Raw genomic sequence first — 20,901 nt, 5'->3', positions numbered from 1 at the left:
TGGCGTTGATAGAAATAGGTTGAAAAAGAAATTATATATCATATCGGCATTTTTGCTCTTGTTTACCAGTATGTATGATGTAATGGGGCAAAACTCATCAGTGCTAGCCAGTGGTCAGTGGTACAAACTGGCTGTGCTTAAAGACGGGCCATACAAAATTGATCATACCTTTCTCACAGAAATGGGATTGGATCCAAGTAGCATCGACCCTAGAAAACTAGCCATTTATGGAAACTTCTATAATGGAATGTTACCACAGGCTAATGATGAAGTTAGGCCTAATGACCTTATTGAGAATAGTATATTGGTTTTTGGAGAATCGGATAGCACATTTGATACGGACGATTATCTGCTTTTTTATGGGAAGTCCTCTGACCATCTGAGCTATGACTTACCATCGAACTCGTTTCAATTCGAAAGAAATGTCTATAGTGATACGGCATTTTATTTTCTAACCATTCAGGAATCGGATGGTAAAAGGATAAGTGAAGCCAGCCTGCCGGTAAATGGTGCTCCCGTTTCAGATACATACTTACAGCTACAAACACACGAACTAGAGGAAAATACAATTATTAGCTCCGGACGTCATTGGTTTGGTGAGCGCTTTACAAGCTCTGACAGAACGCAAACTATTGAATTTTCTGCCAACGGTTTAGTGAGTGACTCTGAGGTTTCCATTTATATAAGTCTGATGTCTCGGTCTGCAGAGTCTTCGTCATTCGATTTGTCTCTGAATGGACAAGGTTTAGGTTCGGTTTTAATGGACCCGGTTTCTTCTGGAACCTATGTGACGCAGGCTGATATCAAGCAGGATACTTTGAGTATTAATAGTTCTTCCCTTAGCAATTTGGATAACCTCTCTCTACAACTGACTTTTAACGAGCCAGGAGTCAGTGATGGCTACGTGGATTATGCGCATTTGCTCTCTGAGAAAAGTTTGAATTTGTCTACAGGCGTATTGAATTGGCACAAAACTTCCAGCGATCAGGCGTACAAAATATCAGGAGCGGGATCATCAACTCAAATCTGGGATATTTCAGACCCTTCTGAGATAAATCAGATAGATGCACTGTCTGCGTCTGATGAATTGTCATTTGGTGTCACAACAGAAACCCAACATTTCTTAGCATTTAATGAAGGGCAGGAAGAGACTCCTCTATTTGTCGGACAAGTGGTCAATCAAAACCTTCATGGTTTGCCTGCTGCAGATGGTATTATCATCACTCACGACAATTTTCTGGCATCAGCGAGAAGGTTAGCAGATTTTAGGTTAATGCACGATGGTTTGTTAGTTGAGGTGGTTACCGTAAATCAGATACTCAATGAATTTTCAAGTGGATCACAGGATGTGACAGCAATCCGGGATTTTATCAGGTTTCAATATGAAAAGTATGGCCAGCTTAAATACGTTTTGATGTTTGGAGACTGCTCATTCGATTATAAAGATAGAAGTATTAACTCCACCAATTTTGTTCCGGTATATGAGTCTAGAAACTCTTTGCATAAACTATGGAGCTATTCGTCGGATGACTATTTTGGTTTTATGGAAGATGATGAGGGCGAATGGGTAGAGACTTCTGCTGGAGACCACACCATGGAAATTGGCGTCGGACGCATTCCTATTCAGACCAATGAAGAAGGAGAAGGAGTCGTAAACAAAATGATTCGGTATCAAACTAACCGGTTGGGTTACGGTAAGTGGAGAAACAAAATAACATTTATCGCTGACGACGGTGATGGCAATATCCATCAGCAAGACGCTGAAAAAATGGCCGAATATGTGGATACCACACGAACAGAGTTGAATGTAAACAAACTCTATCTGGATGCTTATGAGCAGGATCAAAATAAATCACCGAAAGCATCCGAAGCTTTTCTCAAAGCCATATCTCAGGGCAACTTGATTGTGAATTTTACAGGGCATGGTAACGAAGGCCAGCTGACGCACGAAGACATTTTTAATGAATTCATGATCAATGATTTGAGTAACAACATTGTGATGTCTTTGTTTATCACCGCCACTTGTCAGTTTGGCAACTATGATGACCCCAATAGAGTGTCAGGAGGAGAAAAAATGGTTTTGCTTCCTTATGGTGGATCGGTTGCCTTGATCACGGCAACTCGACCTGTGTTTTCTAATACCAATTATCAAATCAACGAGGCCTTTTATTTTTCGGCCATGGAAAAGATTGATGGTAAATTCAAGAGGCTGGGAGACATCATGAGAGAAACAAAAAACAATAGCCTCGTGGGTGCTGGCAACAGGAACTATGCGCTACTGGGAGACCCGATGATGCGGATTGCATACCCTGAACAAACCATTACCCTCAAGTCAATTAATGGAAAAGCTATTGATCAATTAGACACCCTGAGGGCTTTTGGTAAATATCAAATTACCGGAGAAGTTCAGTCTAATGGCGTTCTTGACTCTAAATTTAGTGGAGCGGTGACATTGACTGCATATGACAAACCAGCTAATTTTCAGACTTTAGGTGATGAAACGACAACGGAGATTTTTGAGATCAGAGATGTGCTGTTGTTTCAGGGTCGAGCTACGGTTACAGAGGGAGAGTTCGACATTGAGTTTATTGTCCCCAAAAACATCAACTATTCCTTCGGAGAAGGTAAACTCAGTTTTTATGCACTCAATCATCTAACTACGATAGATGCTCACGGCGCCTTTTCTGAAGTGATTGTGGGGGGATCGGAAAAGTCAGAAAATTCTGATCAATCACCGCCAGCAATTGATTTATTCCTCAACGATAGCACCTTTGAGTCAGGAGGGACTGTAGGACCATCACCTCTTCTGCTTGCAAGGCTTACAGATGAAAGTGGTATCAACATTTCCAATGCTGGTTTTGGGAATGAGCTTTTTCTTTATTTGGATGATTCGGAACCTGTCGTCCTGAATGAATACTATGAGGCATCTTTAGATACTTATCAAGAAGGTTGGATTACCTATCCGTTGGAAAACCTTGAGATGGGCCGGCATCAATTGACCTTGGAAGCTTCAGATATTCTCAATAATGAAACCAGTCAGACTATTGAATTTTTCATCACGGAAGAAAATGGCATTAAGTTGACCGAGGTACTGAGTTACCCGAATCCGATACTACCTGCTGCAGATAAAACTACCATAAGATTTGAGCATGATAGGTTGGGAGAAGACCTTCGTGTTTTTCTTACGATCACAGATATGCAGGGCCAAGAAATATATACCAGAGTTTATCGTTTTGATAATGTTTCTGAAAGTACACTTCAATTGGACTGGAACTTGAATAGCGCAGGTGCAGATAGAGTAAGAAAAGGGATATATATTTATAGGCTCAAAGTACAAAGCCAGATAGATAATTCTGCTGGAGAAGTGTATAGGAGGATAGTAATCATGAATTAGCTATCTTGCGCACGTTAATTTTTAATCTATGACAACGACAACAATTAAAAGGATTCTAATAACCACCTTCCTTTCACTACCTAGCCTAGTTGTGTTTGGACAAATTAGTTTAGATGATTTAGCAGGACAAGAGGGTTCTCGTGTAATCACTACAGCCGTACCATTTATCAGTTTTGCCCCAGATTCCAGAGCTTCGGGAATGGGAGATGCTGGAGTTGCTACTTCGCCAGATGCCAATAGTGTTCATTGGAATAATGGAAAATTGGCTTTCATTGATAAAGACTATGGTGCCTCCCTCTCTTATGCCCCCTGGCTAAAAAACATCGTAGGGGACATGTCTCTTTCTTATCTCTCTGGGTATTACAAATTGGATCGCATCCAAACAATTGGAGTATCCATGAGATACTTTGATTTGGGAGAGATCCAATTGACCGATAATTCAGGAAATGCATTGGGTGTTGAGAACCCTAGAGAGATGGCTTTTGATGCGACCTATTCAAGGAAGCTTACAGAAAAAATTGGTATCGGCGTAACCGCAAGATATATCTGGTCGAACTTAATTGGGAGTGTGACTGGAGCTGCCAAACCAGGGAAGAGTTTCGCTGTGGATTTGGGCTTTTATTATACTAACCCTATTGTGATTAGTGGTAAAGATTCAGAGATTTCTTTTGGAGCGGCCATTACTAATATCGGGCAGAAGGTAACCTATAGCAGTGAAAGTGAGGCTGACTTTATTCCTATTAACTTGAGAGTAGGTACAGCCTTAAAGGTAGGGCTGGATGCCTATAACTCGTTGACCTTTGCTTTGGACTTGAACAAACTGATGGTGCCTACACCACCAATATATGCCGTAGATCCTGATACAGGGGAACCTGTTGTAGACAACAATGGAGATCAGGTAATTTTTAAAGGCAAGGACCCAAACAGAAATTTATTGGCTGGAATGTTCGGATCTTTTAGTGATGCACCAAATGGTTTCTCTGAAGAAATGCAAGAAATTATGATAGCAACAGGTGTGGAATACTGGTATAAAGAACTTTTCGCCGCCCGCCTTGGTTACTTTTATGAAAACCAAAATAAGGGAGGCAGACAGTACCTCACCTTGGGTCTTGGTTTCAGATATCAGAAGTTTGGAATTGACTTCTCTTACCTGGTTCCTGGAGACAACAATCATCCGTTGGCTGAGACTGTGAGATTCTCTTTGTTATTCAACTTCGAAAAGGCAGAAGTACAAGATACTACTTTGAATTAATGCTAGATAGAGCCATTGCCCCACCAGCAGGTGAAATTGTATTTGGTGGATTACCAAAAGTCAATAGACAAACGTTTGACTCGGGAGCTTCATTGTTTTGGCTCAGTGCAGGAGACCAGCCTGTAGTTAAAATAGAACTCGTATTTGAATCAGGGATTTGGTTTGAATCCAAAAAGGCCACCTCTTGGCTGACAGCCAAAATGTTAGCTGAAGGAACAGGTAAAAAAACGGCTCACCAAATTACTGAGGGCTTTGAAAAACTGGGTGCTTTTCTAGAAATCAACCCCGGCTTTGACGATGTTTCTATTGCAGTGTATGGTTTGGAAAGAAATTTTGATCAGGTCATTGCTTTGCTCAATGAGATTATCAATGAATCCACTTTTCCAGAGAGGGAGTTTGAAATCCTAAAATCGAATCGTAAAGATCAGATTGCGCTGAATGACAACAAGAGCAATTTATTTGCCTCCAAAAAATTGAGAGAGGCTATTTATGGCGCAGAATTCAGTTATGGACAAGGACTAAGTATTTCAGATATTGATGAGGTACAATTGTCTGATGTAAAACAATATTACTCAGACCGACTATTTCACAATCCTAAAATCTATCTCTCCGGTCAGGTAAATGATCAATTGGTTGGTTTGGTTGAAAATAACCTCGTATTTCCTAAGTCCAATGAGCCGACAAAAAAGACCGCTGATTTTGAATCACCTACTCGAGACATTTATGTAAAACGAGAAGGCAGCATGCAATCATCTATCAGGATGGCCTGGCTTATTCCTGACCGAAATGACAAGGACTACTTTGATTATCAAATCACAAACAGTCTGTTGGGAGGTTATTTTGGGTCGAGACTAATGAAGAATATAAGGGAAGAAAAGGGCTATACTTATGGAATTCATGCCTACCCTGTCCATCTCAAACACAGTTCTTTTGGAATGATCGCTGGCGATGTAGTCGCTGCACATACACAAGACACCTTCACTGAAATTCGAACAGAAATCGACAAATTGCTACAAGACCCGATCCCTACAGAAGAAATAGAAACACTTACCAATTATTTGTCGGGATCTTTTTTAGCATCGCTCGGTACACCTTTTCAGCTCATGGGCAAATTCAAAAAACTAGAAGAAGCTGGCCTGGACTCATCCTATTACGATGAGTATTTTGAAACCTTGAGGACAGTGAATCAAGGGTCCATCAGAGAAGCAACAGAAAAATACTTTAATCCTAAAGATGCATACACCGTGATCGTTGGATTAAATCACTAGTTATTCTACCTCTTCATTTCCAGTTTCTAAGCAGATATATCGCCCATTTGAAATTTCTTGAATGCTGAAATATCTTAATGGGATACTGTATCTACCAGAAGAATCAATCAGCCCGTACAACCCGCGTCGCTCAACAATAAAATGATCATCTAGGGTAGGGCGAATATCTGTATAGGAAGGTTCGAGCAGTAGTCTGCCAACTTGATTGAAGAGTCCGAGTTTTTCATTTTTTTCTGCAAGAAGAAAATCATGGGTGGTGGGGTTGATGGTATCAAATTCAATTTTGATTTTTACTTTACCTGATTTATCTATCGCTCCGATTTTTCCATTTCGGTTGACCAGTGAGATTCCATTCTTGAAGGGTGTTACCTCATCGTAAGTGGGCTGAATGATCAGTTGTTCTTTTTTGTTGATAAATCCCCATTTGCCATTTAGGGATACTGCCGCCAGACCGGAGGTGAATGGTTTAGTCTTTTCGTATCTGTTGGCAATGAGCAATCGCTGGCCAAAATCAACAAAACCATACTGTCCATTTTTTTTAATACTGATGAACCCCTCTCCTTCATGACAAATCTCTTGCATGTCTTCTGAGAGTGGGATAATCCAAAAACCTTTTGAATTGATTAGGCCTACTTTATCTCCTTGGTGGACGACCGCAAAGCGCCTACTTTTCGGTTCCGAAATACTATCATATTCTGGATAAAGGAGAATCTCTCCTATGGGAGAAATGAGCCCAACTTTCCCGTCAGCCGTAGACTCTAAATACCCAAAATGATTAGGAGCCAATTGATTGTAAGTCTGAAACAGAATTTTTCCTTGATAGTTGATCAGATCGGTACGCCCCCTTTTAGAAACTAGTGCTGTGTTCGATTTTTGAATAGCCACATGATCGTATTCATAGGCCCCGATGAATTCTCCAAACTGATTAATGATTCTTTTGGACCCCAAATAGTTCACGGGAGCAATATTGCCGATAAATAGCCCGACTTCATCAAATTTGGAAGAAATGGCTATTTTCCCTGAATGGTCGATATATCCCCAGTAATCATTTCTTTTTATTGGAATCAGATTGTTGCTGCCAGCCAATAGGCTGTCAAAATGCAGTGTTGATATATTGGAACCAAACTTGTTGAATATGCTCCAGCTGTTCCTATTAGAAGCATAGATGTAGTTGGTATCAAACACCAAGGTGTCAAATCCACTTTCATTGACAGGCACGCCATTGTACTTGATGATACGATACACACCATTTTTTACGACAACATTTTTGCGAAAAGCGGAGAGCTTCTTCAGTGATTGCCCGCGATATACCATTTCAAAATCAGAATTCAATATTTCCGAAAAACCATTGCGACTTATGGCGATCAAATCAGAAGAAATTTCAGAAATCGAATCACAATAAAAGCCCTTGAGTAAATTGTGATTGGCATCAAAAATTTGATAGTGCTTGAATTCCTCAGTTTGACTGAACATAGCTATGCTTTTATACATTGGTTTGTGAAGTACCGATCCTGATGAGTCAATAGCACCAATTTTACCGCTTTTAATGATCAACGAATAACTGTCAGAAGCAGGTGCTATGCTGTCCAAAGTAGCTTCTATCTTGATTAAACCATTTTTGTGAATGATACCTTTTTGTTTTTTTGTGTTGGTAAACACGAAGAGATCACCTTTGAAATAAGAAATTTGAAGAAAGTCAGTTGGGAGTAATTTTTTCCCTTGATGCGAAAGCAGCCCGTAGTAGGATTGACCCCTCTTTCGTTCTGAAACAATCAATAGATCATGAAGGGGTTTGATGGAGTGGTATTTAAAATCGACTACCACTTCACCTTTGAAGTTAATGACCCCAAAGAATAATTCGTTAGAAAATTTCCCCTTTATCGAGGCAATGATAAGGTTTTTGTGAAAGGCTTCGAGGGAGTAATATCTGGGCGCTGTGATTATCTTGTTTTTGATAGAGATGAGTCCCCAGTGTTCCTTTTTGTAGCCTATGATGTCATTTACAGGAACGCTTAGTCCTTTGCTCCAGCCCAGTTGTTCATAAGTGGCAGGAATGAGAACCTCGTCATTGCTGTTTTTTAAACCAACGTTCTTTCCCTCCTTATAAAAGTCAATAGCAGATTGACAAAGCACAATTTCTGCTTGAAGTTGTAGGTATAGTGTAAAAAGGAAGGCGAATAAATAAGTAGGATACTTTTTTATACTCACCCTTTGGATTTGATTTTTTCCGACTGTTCTTCCAGGTTGAAGAGGTCGTTGAGGACCTCGATCAATGAATCGGCTTCTCCCCGCTTGCATGCGGCTTTTAATTGTAATACAGGCAATTTGATGATTTTCTGCATCATGTTTTTTGTTGCCTTATCCAGCAGTTCAGCTTCTGCATCATTAGCCTTTTTGAGGTAGCGAGAGATTTCGGCCTGACGAATGTCTTCAAGGGCATTCTTCAATTTATTGATGACAGGAGAAACCTCCATTTCTTTAGACCAATTGCCAAATTCATCCACGGCTTCTGCAATAATTGCTTTCACATCAGGAATGGCTGCCAGTCTTCTGTCTAAGGCTTCAGTAGCCTTCGCTTGAATCCCATCAATATTGTATAGGAGAAGACCATTTACTTCTTCAATGTCTTGATCAATACTTCGTGGCATTGATAGATCAAAAAGGTATTTATGGCTCAGGATCTTATGATCTCCAAAGGTTTCTTTTGTGATCAAAGGGCTTTCTACGCGGACCGATGAAATAATCACGTCTGCATCTAAGATGGCTTGCTCGTAATTTTCAAATGGTACCACGGTAAAGTCAAATTCCTCTGCTAAGGCATTCGCTTTCTCAATACTTCTGTTGCAGATTACTACTTCTTTCTCAGCAATGTGTTCTAGATTCCGAACAACATCTTCGCCGATTTCACCAAGACCGAGTACCAGGATATTTGGTTTCTCATGAGCGATGGTCAATTCGTTAATCAGCTCTACAGTAGCGTAAGAGACAGAAGCCGCGCCATCGCGAAATGCAGTTTCTTGAACTACACGTTTGTTGGTGAAGAATATCGTGTGCAGTAACCTGTGTAAGAAAGGGCCTATGATATTTTGATCAGCCGCTATCTGATAAGCCGACTTGATTTGGTTGATGATTTGCAAATCACCCACGACCTGTGCTTCCAAGCCTATTGACACATTGAACAAATGCTGAACCGCTTGTTTGTGCTCATTAAGATTGGAGAAATATTTTTTGTGAGCTGAAATGTCAGACATACCTTTTACCACACCAATTAACTTGATGATAGTTTCGTAGTGGTCTGAAGGAGAGGAGTAATAAACTTCCGTTCTGTTGCAAGTAGAAATAATCAATGCTTCAGAAATCTCTGCGTAATCCTCAACTAATTCGAGAAGCTGCTTGCTTTGTGCTTCATCGAATGCTACCATTTCCCGTACGTCAACTGGCGTGTTTTTATAAGATAAACTGACCGCCTTGAATTGATTGTGCATACTCTTACTATTCGAACTGGCAAAATTAACCCAAAAAGGAATATTTTATATGACGAGAATCATGTCAGTCGTTATTTAGAATCTGTATAAATAATCGCACTAACATTAAAAATTATCTGAGGGTTCATGCGTAATCATAACTTTTTTGACCCTAGTTTTGCACGGCAAATAAAAACACTTATTTGCACATGCATTTCGACAGTTCTAAATTGGTTTTTGAAGCACTCACCTACGACGACGTGCTTCTACTCCCCGGTTATTCAGAAGTTTTACCCAGAGATACAGACACGAGTACGCATCTCACAAAAAACATCAAATTAAACATTCCTTTAGTCTCCGCGGCTATGGATACTGTTACAGAATCAGACTTGGCCATTGCCATGGCTTTGGAAGGTGGTATCGGTTTTATTCACAAGAACATGACCATTGAGCAGCAAGCGGCTCAGGTACGTAAAGTGAAGAGATCGCAGAGTGGAATGATTCTTGACCCTGTTACACTTCATGGAGATGCTACTGTGGGTGATGCTTTGGCTGCCATGAAAGAGCATAAGATTGGTGGTATTCCTGTCATCGACAAAGACAAAACTTTAGTGGGTATCATCACCAACCGTGATCTGAGATTTCAAAAGAACAAAAAACTGCTGATCAAAGAGATCATGACTAAGGACAATCTGATTACCGCCAAAGATGGTATTGGATTAGAGGGTGCTGAAGAAATCCTGCAAGAGTACAAAATTGAAAAACTTCCGATAGTAAATGATGCAGGTAAAATGACTGGCCTCATCACCTATAAAGACATCTTGAAGAACAAGGACAAGCCAAATGCATGTAAGGACGAGTTTGGAAGACTGAGAGTAGGTGCGGCTGTAGGAGTTACTCCGGACATTAAGGAAAGAATTCAAAAATTGATAGATGCAGGCGTAGATGTGGTGTCTATTGATACAGCACATGGCCACTCAAAAGGAGTAATTGATACTTGCAAAACAATAAAGTCGGCTTATCCTGATCTAGATGTAATCGTAGGAAACATCGCTACTGCAGAAGCAGCAACAGCGTTAGCAGATGCTGGGGCAGACGCTATCAAAGTAGGTGTGGGACCTGGAAGTATTTGTACCACTAGAATTATTGCCGGTGTGGGTGTGCCTCAGTTATCAGCGGTATATGAAGCGGCCAAGGCAGTAGAAGGAAGAAACATTCCAATCATCGCCGACGGTGGTATTCGATTCTCAGGGGATTTTGTGAAGGCCCTAGTAGCTGGAGCCAATTGTATCATGATTGGTTCATTGCTGGGAGGTACAGAAGAAGCTCCGGGTGAGGTAATTATATATGAAGGACGAAAGTTCAAGACTTACCGCGGCATGGGTTCTGTGGAAGCCATGGAAGATGGGTCTAAGGATCGTTACTTCCAAGATGCTGAAGACGATGTCAAGAAATTAGTACCAGAAGGTATTGTAGGTCGGGTGCCATACAAAGGCAAGGTATCTGAAGTGCTTTACCAAATGACAGGTGGACTAAAGGCCGGCATGGGCTACTGTGGTGCGGGAACTGTAGAAGACTTGAAGAAAGCTAAGTTCGTGAAAGTGACCGGCGCAGGCATGGCTGAGTCCCACCCGCACGATATTCAGATTACGAGAGAGGCACCAAATTATAGTAGGTAAGACCTTTGTTCTAAAACATTTCAAACCCCAGTTTCTATAAGAGGCTGGGGTTTTCTGTTCTAAACCTTATAGGTTTTTGAAAACCTATAAGGTTTGAACTAAATTGCCTCGGTTATCAACTCATTGAATGATTTCACAAAAGGGCATCATTAGATTAAGTGTAATCCTCGGGATTATTTTCTGGTCGCTATTTACCATAGTGGATCTGATGGCGCTATTTAGTGAGCTCAATGGTATCGCTTTTGGCTTCCCTCCTTTCGTGTCCAATGCTCTGTTGGCCATGTTTATCATCTCATTGATTCTGTTCTATAGATTCAATATCGGTCAGGCCGAAAGTGTCAATTTCGTGGATCTGCTCTGGAGGGTTTTTGTGTCTGGTTTGATAGCCACAGTTGTCACGCTGTGCATAGAGTTTTTCTTTACCATTTTCGCTTCAAGTAAGGTGGGAAGCAATACCCTGATCATTAATTTTCTCTACCACGTCAATATAGGGCTCGTTATTGCCTTTTTGATCTCAACCTTCATTGTTTGGAAAAGACTGATACTTTATCAAAAGTCGAAGACCCTATTGGCTACTTGGCAATTGTATGAGTATGCCTTGCTAGGTACGCTGATATTCGATTTGTTTTCTCATGATTATCAAGATCCTGCCTTTCTATCGGTGTATGGAATTTTGGTTCTCATTGGGTTGTATCTCTCATTCAACCTCAAATGGATAGCGTATCTTAATTTCAAGCAAAAGTGGCGAAGTATCTTGTTTGTCCTTTTGGTAGTAATCTACATCTGGTATTTCTTCAAGACCTTGATGTTCTTCTCAGAAAAAGTGCAGCTGGTTCGAGACCTCTTGGATAGTGTATTTATTTTGGCACTGATCACTTTTATTGTGGTCTATTGTGTGATCGCCTTGTTGGTGATTCTGTTTAACCTCCCTACTACTTCTGTATTCGAAAAGAAACTAGAGGAAGCGGTGAATTTCCAGCGATTAAGTCAGTCAATTCCTGCTGGAGAGAGCGAAGAAAAAGTATATGAAATTCTGTTAGACAGTTCGGTCAGCGCCGTCTACTCTGAGGCGGCTTGGTTGCAAATATCTGATCCAAGTAAAAATGTAGAAGTAACACTCACGCACAATTTGGATCAAGAGCTAATTCCTGTTATCACCAAGGCAGTCAACAATAGTCGTTTTAAAAAAATACTAAACTCCGACTTTGACAGAAATCCAAAGTCATTGAAAATTTCGGCGAATCTTAAGAATGTCAATTTCCGATCCATTCTTCAATTTCCGGTCACGGTAAAAGGAGAAAAAATTGGTGTGCTGGCTCTACTCAAGGAAGTAAATGATGGATTCAATAGAGAGATGATTGACATCATCGATACCTTCGTTAATCAGGCGAGTATTTCGGTGGAGAACTTTCGTCTACTCAATGACGCTATCATTAATGAACGCTATAAGGAGGAGCTTAAGATTGCCAACCGTGTTCAGAATAAACTGCTACCTGAACGACTCGAGCCTTGTGAGGCCTACGACATTCACGCTTATTCTCAGGCAGCTGATGAGGTGGGTGGCGACTACTACGATGTATATCAGCTAGACGAAGACCGCACAGCATTAATTATAGGAGACGTGTCAGGAAAAGGAACTTCTGCTGCTTTTCACATGGCACAAATGAAAGGAGTCTTTCAAAGTTTGGTGCAGTTAGATCTTGATCCCAAGGAGTTTTTAGTCCACGCCAATAATGCATTAAGTAGATGTTTGGAAAGTACTTCGTTCATTACAGTTTCTTTCTTTGTGATTGATAGCAAAAAGAAAAAAGTTCATTTTGCGCGTGCAGGACATTGTCCATCACTTTATTACAGTACAGAAACCAGTAAAACAGAATATTTTAAGAATAGAGGATTGGGATTAGGGATTTTGAGAAACTTCAATTTCCATAAATACGTACAGGTAAACGAGTTTACATATCAGGCCAAGGACGTGCTGGTATTGTACACCGATGGAATTACCGAAGCCTGCAACGATAAAAAGGAGCAATTTGGCTTCGATCGACTACAAAGTGCTCTGACCAAGCACGCCGACCAATCACCTAGTGCTATTCAAGAAGGCATAATCAACGATCTATATGAGTTTTGTGGTAAGGAATCATTGAATGATGACTATACCCTATTAATTGTGAAATTTAACTAGAATGATAAAAATAGATAATCATATCAATGACGATCCGGTTTACTACCAGCTTTCTATTGGGGGTGAGGTGGACGCCTCGTCCTCTATTCATTTAGAGGAAGGATTGAAAAATGCTATGGCGTCCAGTAAGAAGATTATCGTGGACCTGGCAGACTTGGAATATATCTCTTCAGCCGGTTTGGGCGTATTCATGTCTATCATTCAGGACTTAGAAAATGAGGGTATTCAGTTCGTGATCTATGGCATGGCGCCAAAGGTGAACGAGGTGTTTGAGATTTTAGGTTTGAATCAATTGATCACGATCAAAGAAAATAAAGAAGAGGCTTTGGAGGCCATTAAATAAAATGCATCAGTTTAAAACCAATTGTAAAAGAGAGCGGCTCAAGGAAATCCGGCACTTTGTGGCGGAGGTGCTGACCGATATTGGTTTATCCGAAATAGATGCACATAAGGTTATACTGGCCGTGGACGAGGTATGTGCTAATCTGATTATTCATTCGAACAAATGCAATCCTTCCGAGTGTTTAGAGTTATTCATCGAGGACCATGGCAAGGACGGTGTTCTGTTTGAAATAATAGACTATGGCATTGGCTTCAATTACAACAATTACAAAGAACCGAATCTGGAAGAAATCATTCGCAAAAGGAAAAAAGGTGGCTTGGGTATCATGTTAGTAAAAAATATAATGGATACTGTAGAGTTCAAAAATGAAGAAAATAAGAATATTTGCAGAATGATTAAAAAGTTTACTAAAGACAAATGATCCAACCCTCCCGACTTTCACTCCTTTTCATTTTTACTTTATCCTCCATTTTCTCTTTCGCTCAACCCAGCCTGGAGAATCAAATGCTCTTTCAATTAGGAGATGAGTCTTATGATTTGAAATCATTCAATTACTACTTTCTAAAAAACTCTGATGAGCCATCAGCGGATAGTGCCAAAATCAAGGTGAATGAGTATCTGGATTTGTATGTGAAGTTTAGACTGAAAGTAAAAGAGGCGGTGACTCTTGGCCAGGATCAAACCCCAGAATTCAAACAAGAGTTTGAAGCTTACAAAAAGCAGCTGGCCGAACCATACCTCATGCAGACTAAGGTGAATGATGAAATGGTGGAGGAAGCGTATGCAAGAATGAAACAAGAAGTTTCAGCTTCGCACATTTTGATTAAGTCAGAAGGACAAGCCAATCCAGAAGATACTTTGAAGGCCTACAATAAAGCCTTAGATATAAAAAAGAGAATAGAGGGCGGCGAAGATTTTGCGACTTTAGCGGCGAGAGAATCCGATGACCCAAGTGCCAAACAAAATGGAGGGTATCTGGGTTACTTTTCTGCATTGCAGATGGTTTATCCATTTGAAAATGCAGTTTATGAAAGTGCGACAGGTTCAATCGTAGGTCCCGTGAAAACACGATTCGGCTATCATATCATTGAAGTCAAAGAGAAAAGAAAGGCCAGAGGAGAAGTATTGGCTGCCCATATTATGATTCGCTCTAGTCCGGACAGCTCTACTATGTTGACAGCAAAAAGCAAGGCGACATCTATTTATGAAAACCTGAAAGCTGGAGCCGATTGGAATGAGCAGTGCAGACTCTATTCCGATGATGTTCGCACCAAAAAACAAGGCGGAAGGCTGCAATGGTTTGGGACTGGAAATTTGGTGCCGGAATTTGAAATTGCTGCCTTTGCTTTGCAAAACGCTGGAGATATTTCCGCTCCCATCCAAACCAGATTCGGGTGGCACATTATACAACTAATTGATAAAAAGGGTGTCCCTCCTTTAGATGAAGTGAGAGCTGACCTTGAGAGTAAAATATCTAGAGATACTCGAGCCGCTGACAAAAAATCTACTGCATTGTCAAAGTTGAAAGCATCTCAAAGTTTTAAGGCGTTTTCTTCTGTTCGCAAGCAGCTCATTACTTACTTTGACTCTTCCTTACTAGAGGCTAATTGGAGTTATACAGATACAAAAGCCGATTTGAAACAGACGTTGTTTAGAACCAACAATGTATCTTATACCGTGAATGACTTTTTAGATTTTGTTGTTGAAAAACAAAAGAAACGAAAGCTGACTTCGCTACCGGTGTATGTAGATCAGCTGTACAACCAATTTGAAGAAAAGAGCATTTTTGATGAGGAGCTTAAGCTTGTTGAAGCGAACAACTACGATTACCAAATGGTATTGGATGAATACCGCAGCGGCATTTTGCTATTCAATCTCATGGAGAAAGAAGTTTGGAACAAGGCGATGGTGGATAGCGTAGGTCTTGAGGAGTTCTATGAAAAGAATAAAAAGAAGAACTATAAATTGGCTGAGCATGCTGTGGTGAGAAGGTTCGTTTCAAAGGATTCTGCTGTGCTTCAAAGTGTTAGCACTCAATTGGATAGGTCAAATTCCGAATTAGATAGCCTGTTCAATAGCCAAGAACCATTAACTTTGCAGACTTTTGATGAAAAAATTGAGAAGCGAAAGAATGATTGGCTCGATGATCACTGGGAGATAGGTACCTCCATTCAAAAAGGAGAAAATTATTATACGCTTTGGTCGTTTGAGTCGATTCAAGCAGAAGGTTATAAGCCATTGGAAAGCATTAAAGGATTGGTGATATCGGATTATCAGAACGAATTAGAAAAACAGTGGCTGAAGACATTGAGTAAAAAGTATCCAATGAAACTGAATCGGTCAGTGTTGAAATTATATATCGAAGAATTTGAAAATTAACTTTTACATAGCTGGCGGGCTCGCCTTGTTTCTGACCGTATCCTGCGAGCATCTTTATCAGGTAGATACCACAGAAGAAGTGGACGACCGGGTAAAAATCGCTCGTGTTAATGATATATTCCTTTATGATGAGGATATCAGTAGTTTAACGCCCAGAGGTAACCAAGGTGATAGCAGTATGATTGTCTCTAAGTATGTAGACTCCTGGGTTAAAAAACAGCTAACCATAGCCAGAGCATCTACCGAATTGGATTTTGATGAAGCCAAGATTGAGCGAAAGATACTCGATTATCGATATGCCTTAATGGTCCACGAATTTGAAATGCATTATATCAATCAACGCTTGGATAAAGAGACTTCTGAAGAAGAAATCGAAAAATATTATAATGAGAAGTTTGAGAATTTTGTACTCCGTCAAAACATCATGAGATGTTTGTTTGCGATGGTACCAGTAGAGGCTCCTCAGATAGAAAATTTTAGAAAATTGATTAGAACCTATCCTGACTCAAACCTAGAAGAAATTCAGTCATACTGTTATCGATTTGCATCTAAGTCTTCTTTGGAGACAGAACTTTGGATCAATTTTGATGAAGTAATAAGTAATACACCATTGATAACTGTTCAAGAAAAGGCGGATTTTTTAAAGAACAATAGTTTTGTAGAAACATCCGATGAAAATTATTACTATTTCATCCGCATATTGGATTATAAAATATCGGATCAGATTGCACCATTAGCCTATATCAAGGATGATATTGAGAGCATTCTGATCAACAAGAAAAAAGTGGAGTTGAGAAAGGAATTGGAAGAAGAGGTTTATAAAGTAGCGAAGGAAAATAATGAATTTGAAATATATTAAAGTAGGGCTAGTAGCACTATGGATTGGCCTCGTAGGAGGTGTCAATGCACAATCTGATGATAAGGGAGTAGTGATAGATAGAATTATTGCCAAGGTCGATGATTACATCGTGTTGAAGTCAGAGTTGGACAGGGCTTATCTCGAATTTTTGTCAAGAGGCGAATTATCTCAGGGCAATGCCAAGTGCCAAATTTTGGAGTCTCTGGTAATCAATAAAATGATGGTGGCCAAGGCTGAAATTGACTCAGTCTATGTGCTCGATGCTGAAGTAGAAAGCAATTTGGATAGGAGAATGTCCTATTTCATTCAGCAGATCGGTTCAGAAGAACGGCTGGAGGAGATTTATAATAAATCAATAGAGGAGTTTAAAGAGGAACTTTTTGATCAGATCAAAGAACAGATGATCGTTCAAAAAATGCAAGGCACCATCGGACAAGATGTATCGGTGACGCCCGGCGAAGTAAAAAAATTCTTTAGCAAAATACCTGCCGACAGTTTGCCTTACTTTTCTACCGAAGTGACCATCGGACAAATCGTAAAAATCCCAGAGGTAAACGATAACCGGAAGGGTGAAATTCGCAAGCAAATGCTTGAATTGAAGAGGCGAATAGAAAATGGTGAGGATTTTGGACAATTGGCTAAAAAGTATTCTCAGGATCCAGGCTCGGCACCAGCTGGAGGTGAGCTAGGGTTTTTCAAAAGAGGAGAACTAGCACCAGAGTATGAAGCTGCTGCTCTGAGCATGAAGCCAGGGGAAATTTCTAGACCGGTCGAGTCACAGTTTGGTTTCCACCTGATCCAATTGATCGAAAGAAGAGGAAACACTTATAGTTCCAGGCATATTCTTATTATTCCTAAATCTACCGAAAGTGATGTTCAGGAGGCAAAAGACTTTTTGGATAGCTTAAGAACATCTGTAATTGAGGACAGCATGAGGTTTGAAGTACTGGCCAAGGAACATTCAGATGACCAACTTACGGCAGGTAATGGTGGTTTTTTCAGTGATGCAACGGGTGCCATGAGGGTTTCTGTGGAAGAAATCGACCCTACGCTATTTTTCACTATTGATACGATGGCTGTAGGAAGTATCACTAGGCCAATGGAATTTAGAATGGCCGATGGAACCGATGCTGTTCGTATCCTTATGTATAAAGATAAGGTGGCTCCTCATCAGGCCAATTTACTTCAGGACTACCAAAAAATTAGAGCTGCGTCAGTCGCTGACAAACGCAACAAAATCATGTCAAAGTGGTTTAAGGATGCTCAGGGTGAAGTATATATTCATGTCGATCCTGAATATGAAAATTGCCGAATTTTGATAAATTAATGTCTATATGAGTGAACATGCGACCGAGGTTGAAGCTGCTGATGCTTTACATCAGGCTTATACCAAATTAAAAGAAGAAATATCAAAAGTTATTGTAGGGCAGGATGAGGTAGTCAAATTGTTGATTACATCTATTTTCTGTCAGGGCCATGCGCTCTTAGTGGGTGTGCCCGGTTTGGCAAAAACGCTTTTGATAAGAACTATATCTTCGGCGCTTCATTTGGATTTTAATAGAATTCAGTTCACTCCCGACTTGATGCCTTCTGACATTATTGGTGCGGAAACTTTGGACAAGGACAGAAACTTTCAGTTCATCAAAGGACCAATTTTTTCAAACATCATCTTGGCGGATGAGATCAACCGTACACCTCCTAAGACACAAGCGGCTCTACTTGAATCCATGCAGGAATATTCCGCAACAGTAGCAGGGAAACACTGGAAATTGGACGAGCCATTTTTTGTGATGGCCACCCAAAATCCAATCGAACAAGAAGGGACCTATCCATTGCCAGAGGCACAACTGGACAGATTCATGTTTATGATCAATCTGGATTACCCGTCTTATGAATCTGAAATTGATATTGTCAAAAACGAAGCTGCTGGTGCTATTAGTGAAGTGAATGCTGTACTGGATGCTAAACAAATCATTGAATTTCAAAGGCTGGTAGACAAAGTGCCTGTGGCTGATAATGTGATTGAATATGCGGTGAACCTCGTCCATAAAACTCGACCGGATTCTGACCGAGCCTCTGATATTGCCAAGTCCTATTTAGAGTGGGGTGCAGGACCAAGAGCTTCTCAATTCTTGATCAAGGGGGCAAAATGTAATGCTCTTTTGGCTGGTAAGTATTCTCCTGATATCGAGGATGTACAGACTGTGGCAGAGCCTATTTTAAGACATAGAATTGTGAGAAACTTTAAAGCCGAGGCTGAAGGAGTTTCAATAAGCAAAATTATTAGCGACATACTCTAAATAATTTCATTCTGAATTTATCGTTGGGTATTAAGCTCTCTTACAAATTTTTTATATTTGTGAAAGCACATTTATCCTATGGAAAATAAATCGATCGAAGTACTAGTAAATGAGAACTTTGTCTACGCAAAAGTGTTAGACTATTTTGGTGTAGAATATTACAAGTCAAAGAACAAAACACTTCAAGAGGTTTGCGACGAGCATAAGATAAATAAAAATCAACTGATAGAGATTATGGAGGGTGCAGAGAAGCAATCTGCATTTGAATCATCAGAACTCAAGGAGTATCCTGCCCGATTGATTATTGGTTTTCTCAAGCATACTCATGAATTGTTCATTAAAGACCGCTTACCTTTCATTCTGAAGCAAATAAATGCTATTGAAGCGCCTTTGGATAAAGAACTTATTCACGATCTAAAAATGGTCCTACCATTATTTGTAGATGATTTTATTCACCACATTTATGAGGAAGAAGATCGTTTGTTTTCTTATATCCAGGATTTAGAATGTTTTGTCACAGGAAAAATTGCTCCTGCCAAAATGATAAACAAAATTGAATCTTTCTCAATTCAAGAATTTGCCTTACATCATGGAGATTCTGATGACGAAATGAAGGGTATAAGAGGAATTACGAGCGAATACCAGACAGAGAATATTGAGGATATTCAGTTAAAAGTGGTGTTCAAAGAGTTGCAGGCATTTGATCAGGAACTCTCAAAACACGCACATATCGAAAACAACATTCTTTTTCCAAAGGCACTAATGTTGGAGAAAGAAGCAAAACAAAAGCTGTCACATACATTTAGCCAAAACTAAATGGGCAGGATCTTGGCCATAGATTTTGGCACCAAAAGAACGGGCCTGGCCGTAACTGATCCACTCCAAATTATTGCTTCTCCACTAGAAACCGTTCGGACATTTCAGGCCATTGAATTTCTTAAAAACTATCATCAAACAGAGGGCATTGATGAATTTGTTATAGGTATGCCTAAGAATTTGATGAATAAGGACACGGACAGTACGGCTTCTGTGAGGTCTTTTATAAATTTGCTGAATAAAAATTTTCCTGATCACAAAATCCATCAGGTGGACGAACGCTTTACAAGTAAGCTGGCCATGGATGCGATGATTATAGGAGGAATGAAAAAGAAAGACAGACAAAAAAAAGAGAACGTTGACAAATTAAGCGCAGCGATCATTTTGCAGTCATATTTAGAATCGAGATTATGATTTACCCCATTGTAGTATATGGAGACCCGGTGCTGAAGCGGGAGGCAGATGAAATTGAAGAAGGAAGCATGGATGTGATCAAGCTAAAAGATGACATGTTTGAGACCATGTATGAGGCTAGTGGGATTGGCTTGGCTGCTCCTCAAATTGGCAAATCCATTAGGATGTTTGTAGTAGACGGAAGTCCTCTAGAGGAAGAGGGAATGGAAAACTTTAAAAAAGTATTTATCAACCCTGAGATAGTTTGGGAAGAAGGGGACAAGTGGAATTTTGAAGAGGGTTGCCTGAGTATTCCTGGTATTAGGGAAGAAATTTCTCGTCTTGCAAAATTGAGAATCAATTATCTCGATGAGAACTTTGTCGAGCACGAAGAAGAATTCGATGGAATGAAAGCTAGAATCATCCAGCATGAATATGATCATATTGATGGCATCTTATTTACAGATTATCTAAGCCCTTTTAAAAAACGGGTATTGAAGGGCAAACTCAACAATATCTCGAAGGGCAAGTGCGATGCCGATTATAAAATAAAAATCCCATCCAAGAAATAA

The 20,901-nt window shown here is 40.1% G+C and carries 16 protein-coding genes; 14 read left to right on the top strand and 2 right to left on the bottom strand.

All coding sequences use genetic code 11. From position 1 onward, the window contains the following. Positions 1-19 precede the first annotated feature (19 nt). The 3 genes from porU to ACO6S2_RS01895 are packed head-to-tail and all read left to right on the top strand — an operon-like array spanning position 20 to position 5,914. Positions 20-3,394: a type IX secretion system sortase PorU gene (porU, locus tag ACO6S2_RS01905; protein WP_422360825.1), complete on the top strand. Its 3,375-nt coding sequence runs from the start codon at positions 20-22 to the stop codon at positions 3,392-3,394. Between the two features lie 28 nt (positions 3,395-3,422). Then, complete coding sequence (gene porV / locus ACO6S2_RS01900) at positions 3,423-4,646, top strand: type IX secretion system outer membrane channel protein PorV (protein WP_422360824.1); 1,224 nt, start codon at positions 3,423-3,425, stop codon at positions 4,644-4,646. Beyond that, on the top strand, positions 4,646-5,914 hold the full coding sequence (locus ACO6S2_RS01895; RefSeq protein WP_422360823.1) for a M16 family metallopeptidase: 1,269 nt from the start codon (positions 4,646-4,648) through the stop codon (positions 5,912-5,914). The genes porV and ACO6S2_RS01895 overlap by 1 nt, the downstream gene beginning before the upstream one ends. On the opposite strand, the gene ACO6S2_RS01890 is transcribed toward ACO6S2_RS01895, so the two are convergent. Further along, on the bottom strand, positions 5,915-8,122 hold the full coding sequence (locus ACO6S2_RS01890; RefSeq protein WP_422360822.1) for a WG repeat-containing protein: 2,208 nt from the start codon (positions 8,120-8,122) through the stop codon (positions 5,915-5,917). Beyond that, positions 8,119-9,399: a glutamyl-tRNA reductase gene (gene hemA / locus ACO6S2_RS01885; RefSeq protein WP_422360821.1), complete on the bottom strand. Its 1,281-nt coding sequence runs from the start codon at positions 9,397-9,399 to the stop codon at positions 8,119-8,121. The genes ACO6S2_RS01890 and hemA overlap by 4 nt, the downstream gene beginning before the upstream one ends. A gap of 188 nt (positions 9,400-9,587) precedes the next feature. Here hemA and guaB point away from each other — a divergent pair, with 188 nt between their 5' ends. The 11 genes from guaB to def all read left to right on the top strand — a co-directional run bounded on the left by guaB (position 9,588) and on the right by def (position 20,901). Next, positions 9,588-11,057, top strand: a complete 1,470-nt coding sequence (gene guaB, locus ACO6S2_RS01880) for an IMP dehydrogenase (RefSeq protein ID WP_422360820.1) — start codon at positions 9,588-9,590, stop codon at positions 11,055-11,057. 127 nt (positions 11,058-11,184) lie between these two features. Further along, positions 11,185-13,239: a GAF domain-containing SpoIIE family protein phosphatase gene (locus ACO6S2_RS01875; RefSeq protein WP_422360819.1), complete on the top strand. Its 2,055-nt coding sequence runs from the start codon at positions 11,185-11,187 to the stop codon at positions 13,237-13,239. A 1-nt stretch (position 13,240) separates the two neighbouring features. Further along, positions 13,241-13,582, top strand: coding sequence for an STAS domain-containing protein (locus ACO6S2_RS01870; RefSeq protein WP_422360818.1), 342 nt, complete (start codon positions 13,241-13,243; stop codon positions 13,580-13,582). 1 nt (position 13,583) lies between these two features. Further along, on the top strand, positions 13,584-14,003 hold the full coding sequence (locus ACO6S2_RS01865) for an ATP-binding protein (RefSeq protein WP_318169876.1): 420 nt from the start codon (positions 13,584-13,586) through the stop codon (positions 14,001-14,003). Continuing rightward, the gene (locus ACO6S2_RS01860) at positions 14,000-15,961 is read left to right on the top strand and encodes a peptidylprolyl isomerase (protein ID WP_422360817.1); all 1,962 of its coding nucleotides are present in this window, start codon (positions 14,000-14,002) and stop codon (positions 15,959-15,961) included. The genes ACO6S2_RS01865 and ACO6S2_RS01860 overlap by 4 nt, the downstream gene beginning before the upstream one ends. Next, entirely contained in the window at positions 15,951-16,820 is an 870-nt protein-coding gene (locus tag ACO6S2_RS01855) for a peptidyl-prolyl cis-trans isomerase (protein WP_422360816.1), read from the top strand. Before ACO6S2_RS01860 ends, ACO6S2_RS01855 begins: the two co-directional genes overlap by 11 nt. Further along, positions 16,801-18,147, top strand: coding sequence for a peptidylprolyl isomerase (locus ACO6S2_RS01850; protein WP_422360815.1), 1,347 nt, complete (start codon positions 16,801-16,803; stop codon positions 18,145-18,147). Before ACO6S2_RS01855 ends, ACO6S2_RS01850 begins: the two co-directional genes overlap by 20 nt. A gap of 7 nt (positions 18,148-18,154) precedes the next feature. Continuing rightward, on the top strand, positions 18,155-19,120 hold the full coding sequence (locus ACO6S2_RS01845) for an AAA family ATPase (protein ID WP_422360814.1): 966 nt from the start codon (positions 18,155-18,157) through the stop codon (positions 19,118-19,120). 78 nt (positions 19,121-19,198) lie between these two features. Continuing rightward, positions 19,199-19,936 carry an iron-sulfur cluster repair di-iron protein gene (locus tag ACO6S2_RS01840; RefSeq protein WP_422360813.1) on the top strand — a complete coding sequence of 246 codons (738 nt, stop codon included), beginning with the start codon at positions 19,199-19,201 and terminating at the stop codon, positions 19,934-19,936. Continuing rightward, entirely contained in the window at positions 19,937-20,350 is a 414-nt protein-coding gene (ruvX, locus tag ACO6S2_RS01835) for a Holliday junction resolvase RuvX (RefSeq protein ID WP_422360812.1), read from the top strand. Continuing rightward, the gene (gene def / locus ACO6S2_RS01830) at positions 20,347-20,901 is read left to right on the top strand and encodes a peptide deformylase (RefSeq protein WP_422360811.1); all 555 of its coding nucleotides are present in this window, start codon (positions 20,347-20,349) and stop codon (positions 20,899-20,901) included. The genes ruvX and def overlap by 4 nt, the downstream gene beginning before the upstream one ends.

This window comes from Reichenbachiella sp. (assembly GCF_965233835.1).
In the GTDB taxonomy this organism is placed as follows: domain Bacteria; phylum Bacteroidota; class Bacteroidia; order Cytophagales; family Cyclobacteriaceae; genus Reichenbachiella.
The sequence above is the reverse complement of the archived record's forward strand: the minus strand, read 5'-3'. Positions and strand labels throughout refer to the sequence as shown.

Bases quoted from the DNA above. Each gene is read 5' to 3' on its own strand.
- ACO6S2_RS01845 (WP_422360814.1), top strand. From the start codon at position 18,155: ATGAGTGAACATGCGACCGAGGTTGAAGCTGCTGATGCTTTACATCAG.
- ACO6S2_RS01895 (WP_422360823.1), top strand. From the start codon at position 4,646: ATGCTAGATAGAGCCATTGCCCCACCAGCAGGTGAAATTGTATTTGGT.
- guaB (WP_422360820.1), top strand. From the start codon at position 9,588: ATGCATTTCGACAGTTCTAAATTGGTTTTTGAAGCACTCACCTACGAC.
- porV (WP_422360824.1), top strand. From the start codon at position 3,423: ATGACAACGACAACAATTAAAAGGATTCTAATAACCACCTTCCTTTCA.
- ACO6S2_RS01860 (WP_422360817.1), top strand. From the start codon at position 14,000: ATGATCCAACCCTCCCGACTTTCACTCCTTTTCATTTTTACTTTATCC.
- ACO6S2_RS01870 (WP_422360818.1), top strand. From the start codon at position 13,241: ATGATAAAAATAGATAATCATATCAATGACGATCCGGTTTACTACCAG.
- ACO6S2_RS01865 (WP_318169876.1), top strand. From the start codon at position 13,584: ATGCATCAGTTTAAAACCAATTGTAAAAGAGAGCGGCTCAAGGAAATC.
- def (WP_422360811.1), top strand. From the start codon at position 20,347: ATGATTTACCCCATTGTAGTATATGGAGACCCGGTGCTGAAGCGGGAG.
- ACO6S2_RS01875 (WP_422360819.1), top strand. From the start codon at position 11,185: ATGATTTCACAAAAGGGCATCATTAGATTAAGTGTAATCCTCGGGATT.
- ruvX (WP_422360812.1), top strand. From the start codon at position 19,937: ATGGGCAGGATCTTGGCCATAGATTTTGGCACCAAAAGAACGGGCCTG.
- hemA (WP_422360821.1), bottom strand. From the start codon at position 9,399: ATGCACAATCAATTCAAGGCGGTCAGTTTATCTTATAAAAACACGCCA.
- ACO6S2_RS01840 (WP_422360813.1), top strand. From the start codon at position 19,199: ATGGAAAATAAATCGATCGAAGTACTAGTAAATGAGAACTTTGTCTAC.
- ACO6S2_RS01850 (WP_422360815.1), top strand. From the start codon at position 16,801: ATGAATTTGAAATATATTAAAGTAGGGCTAGTAGCACTATGGATTGGC.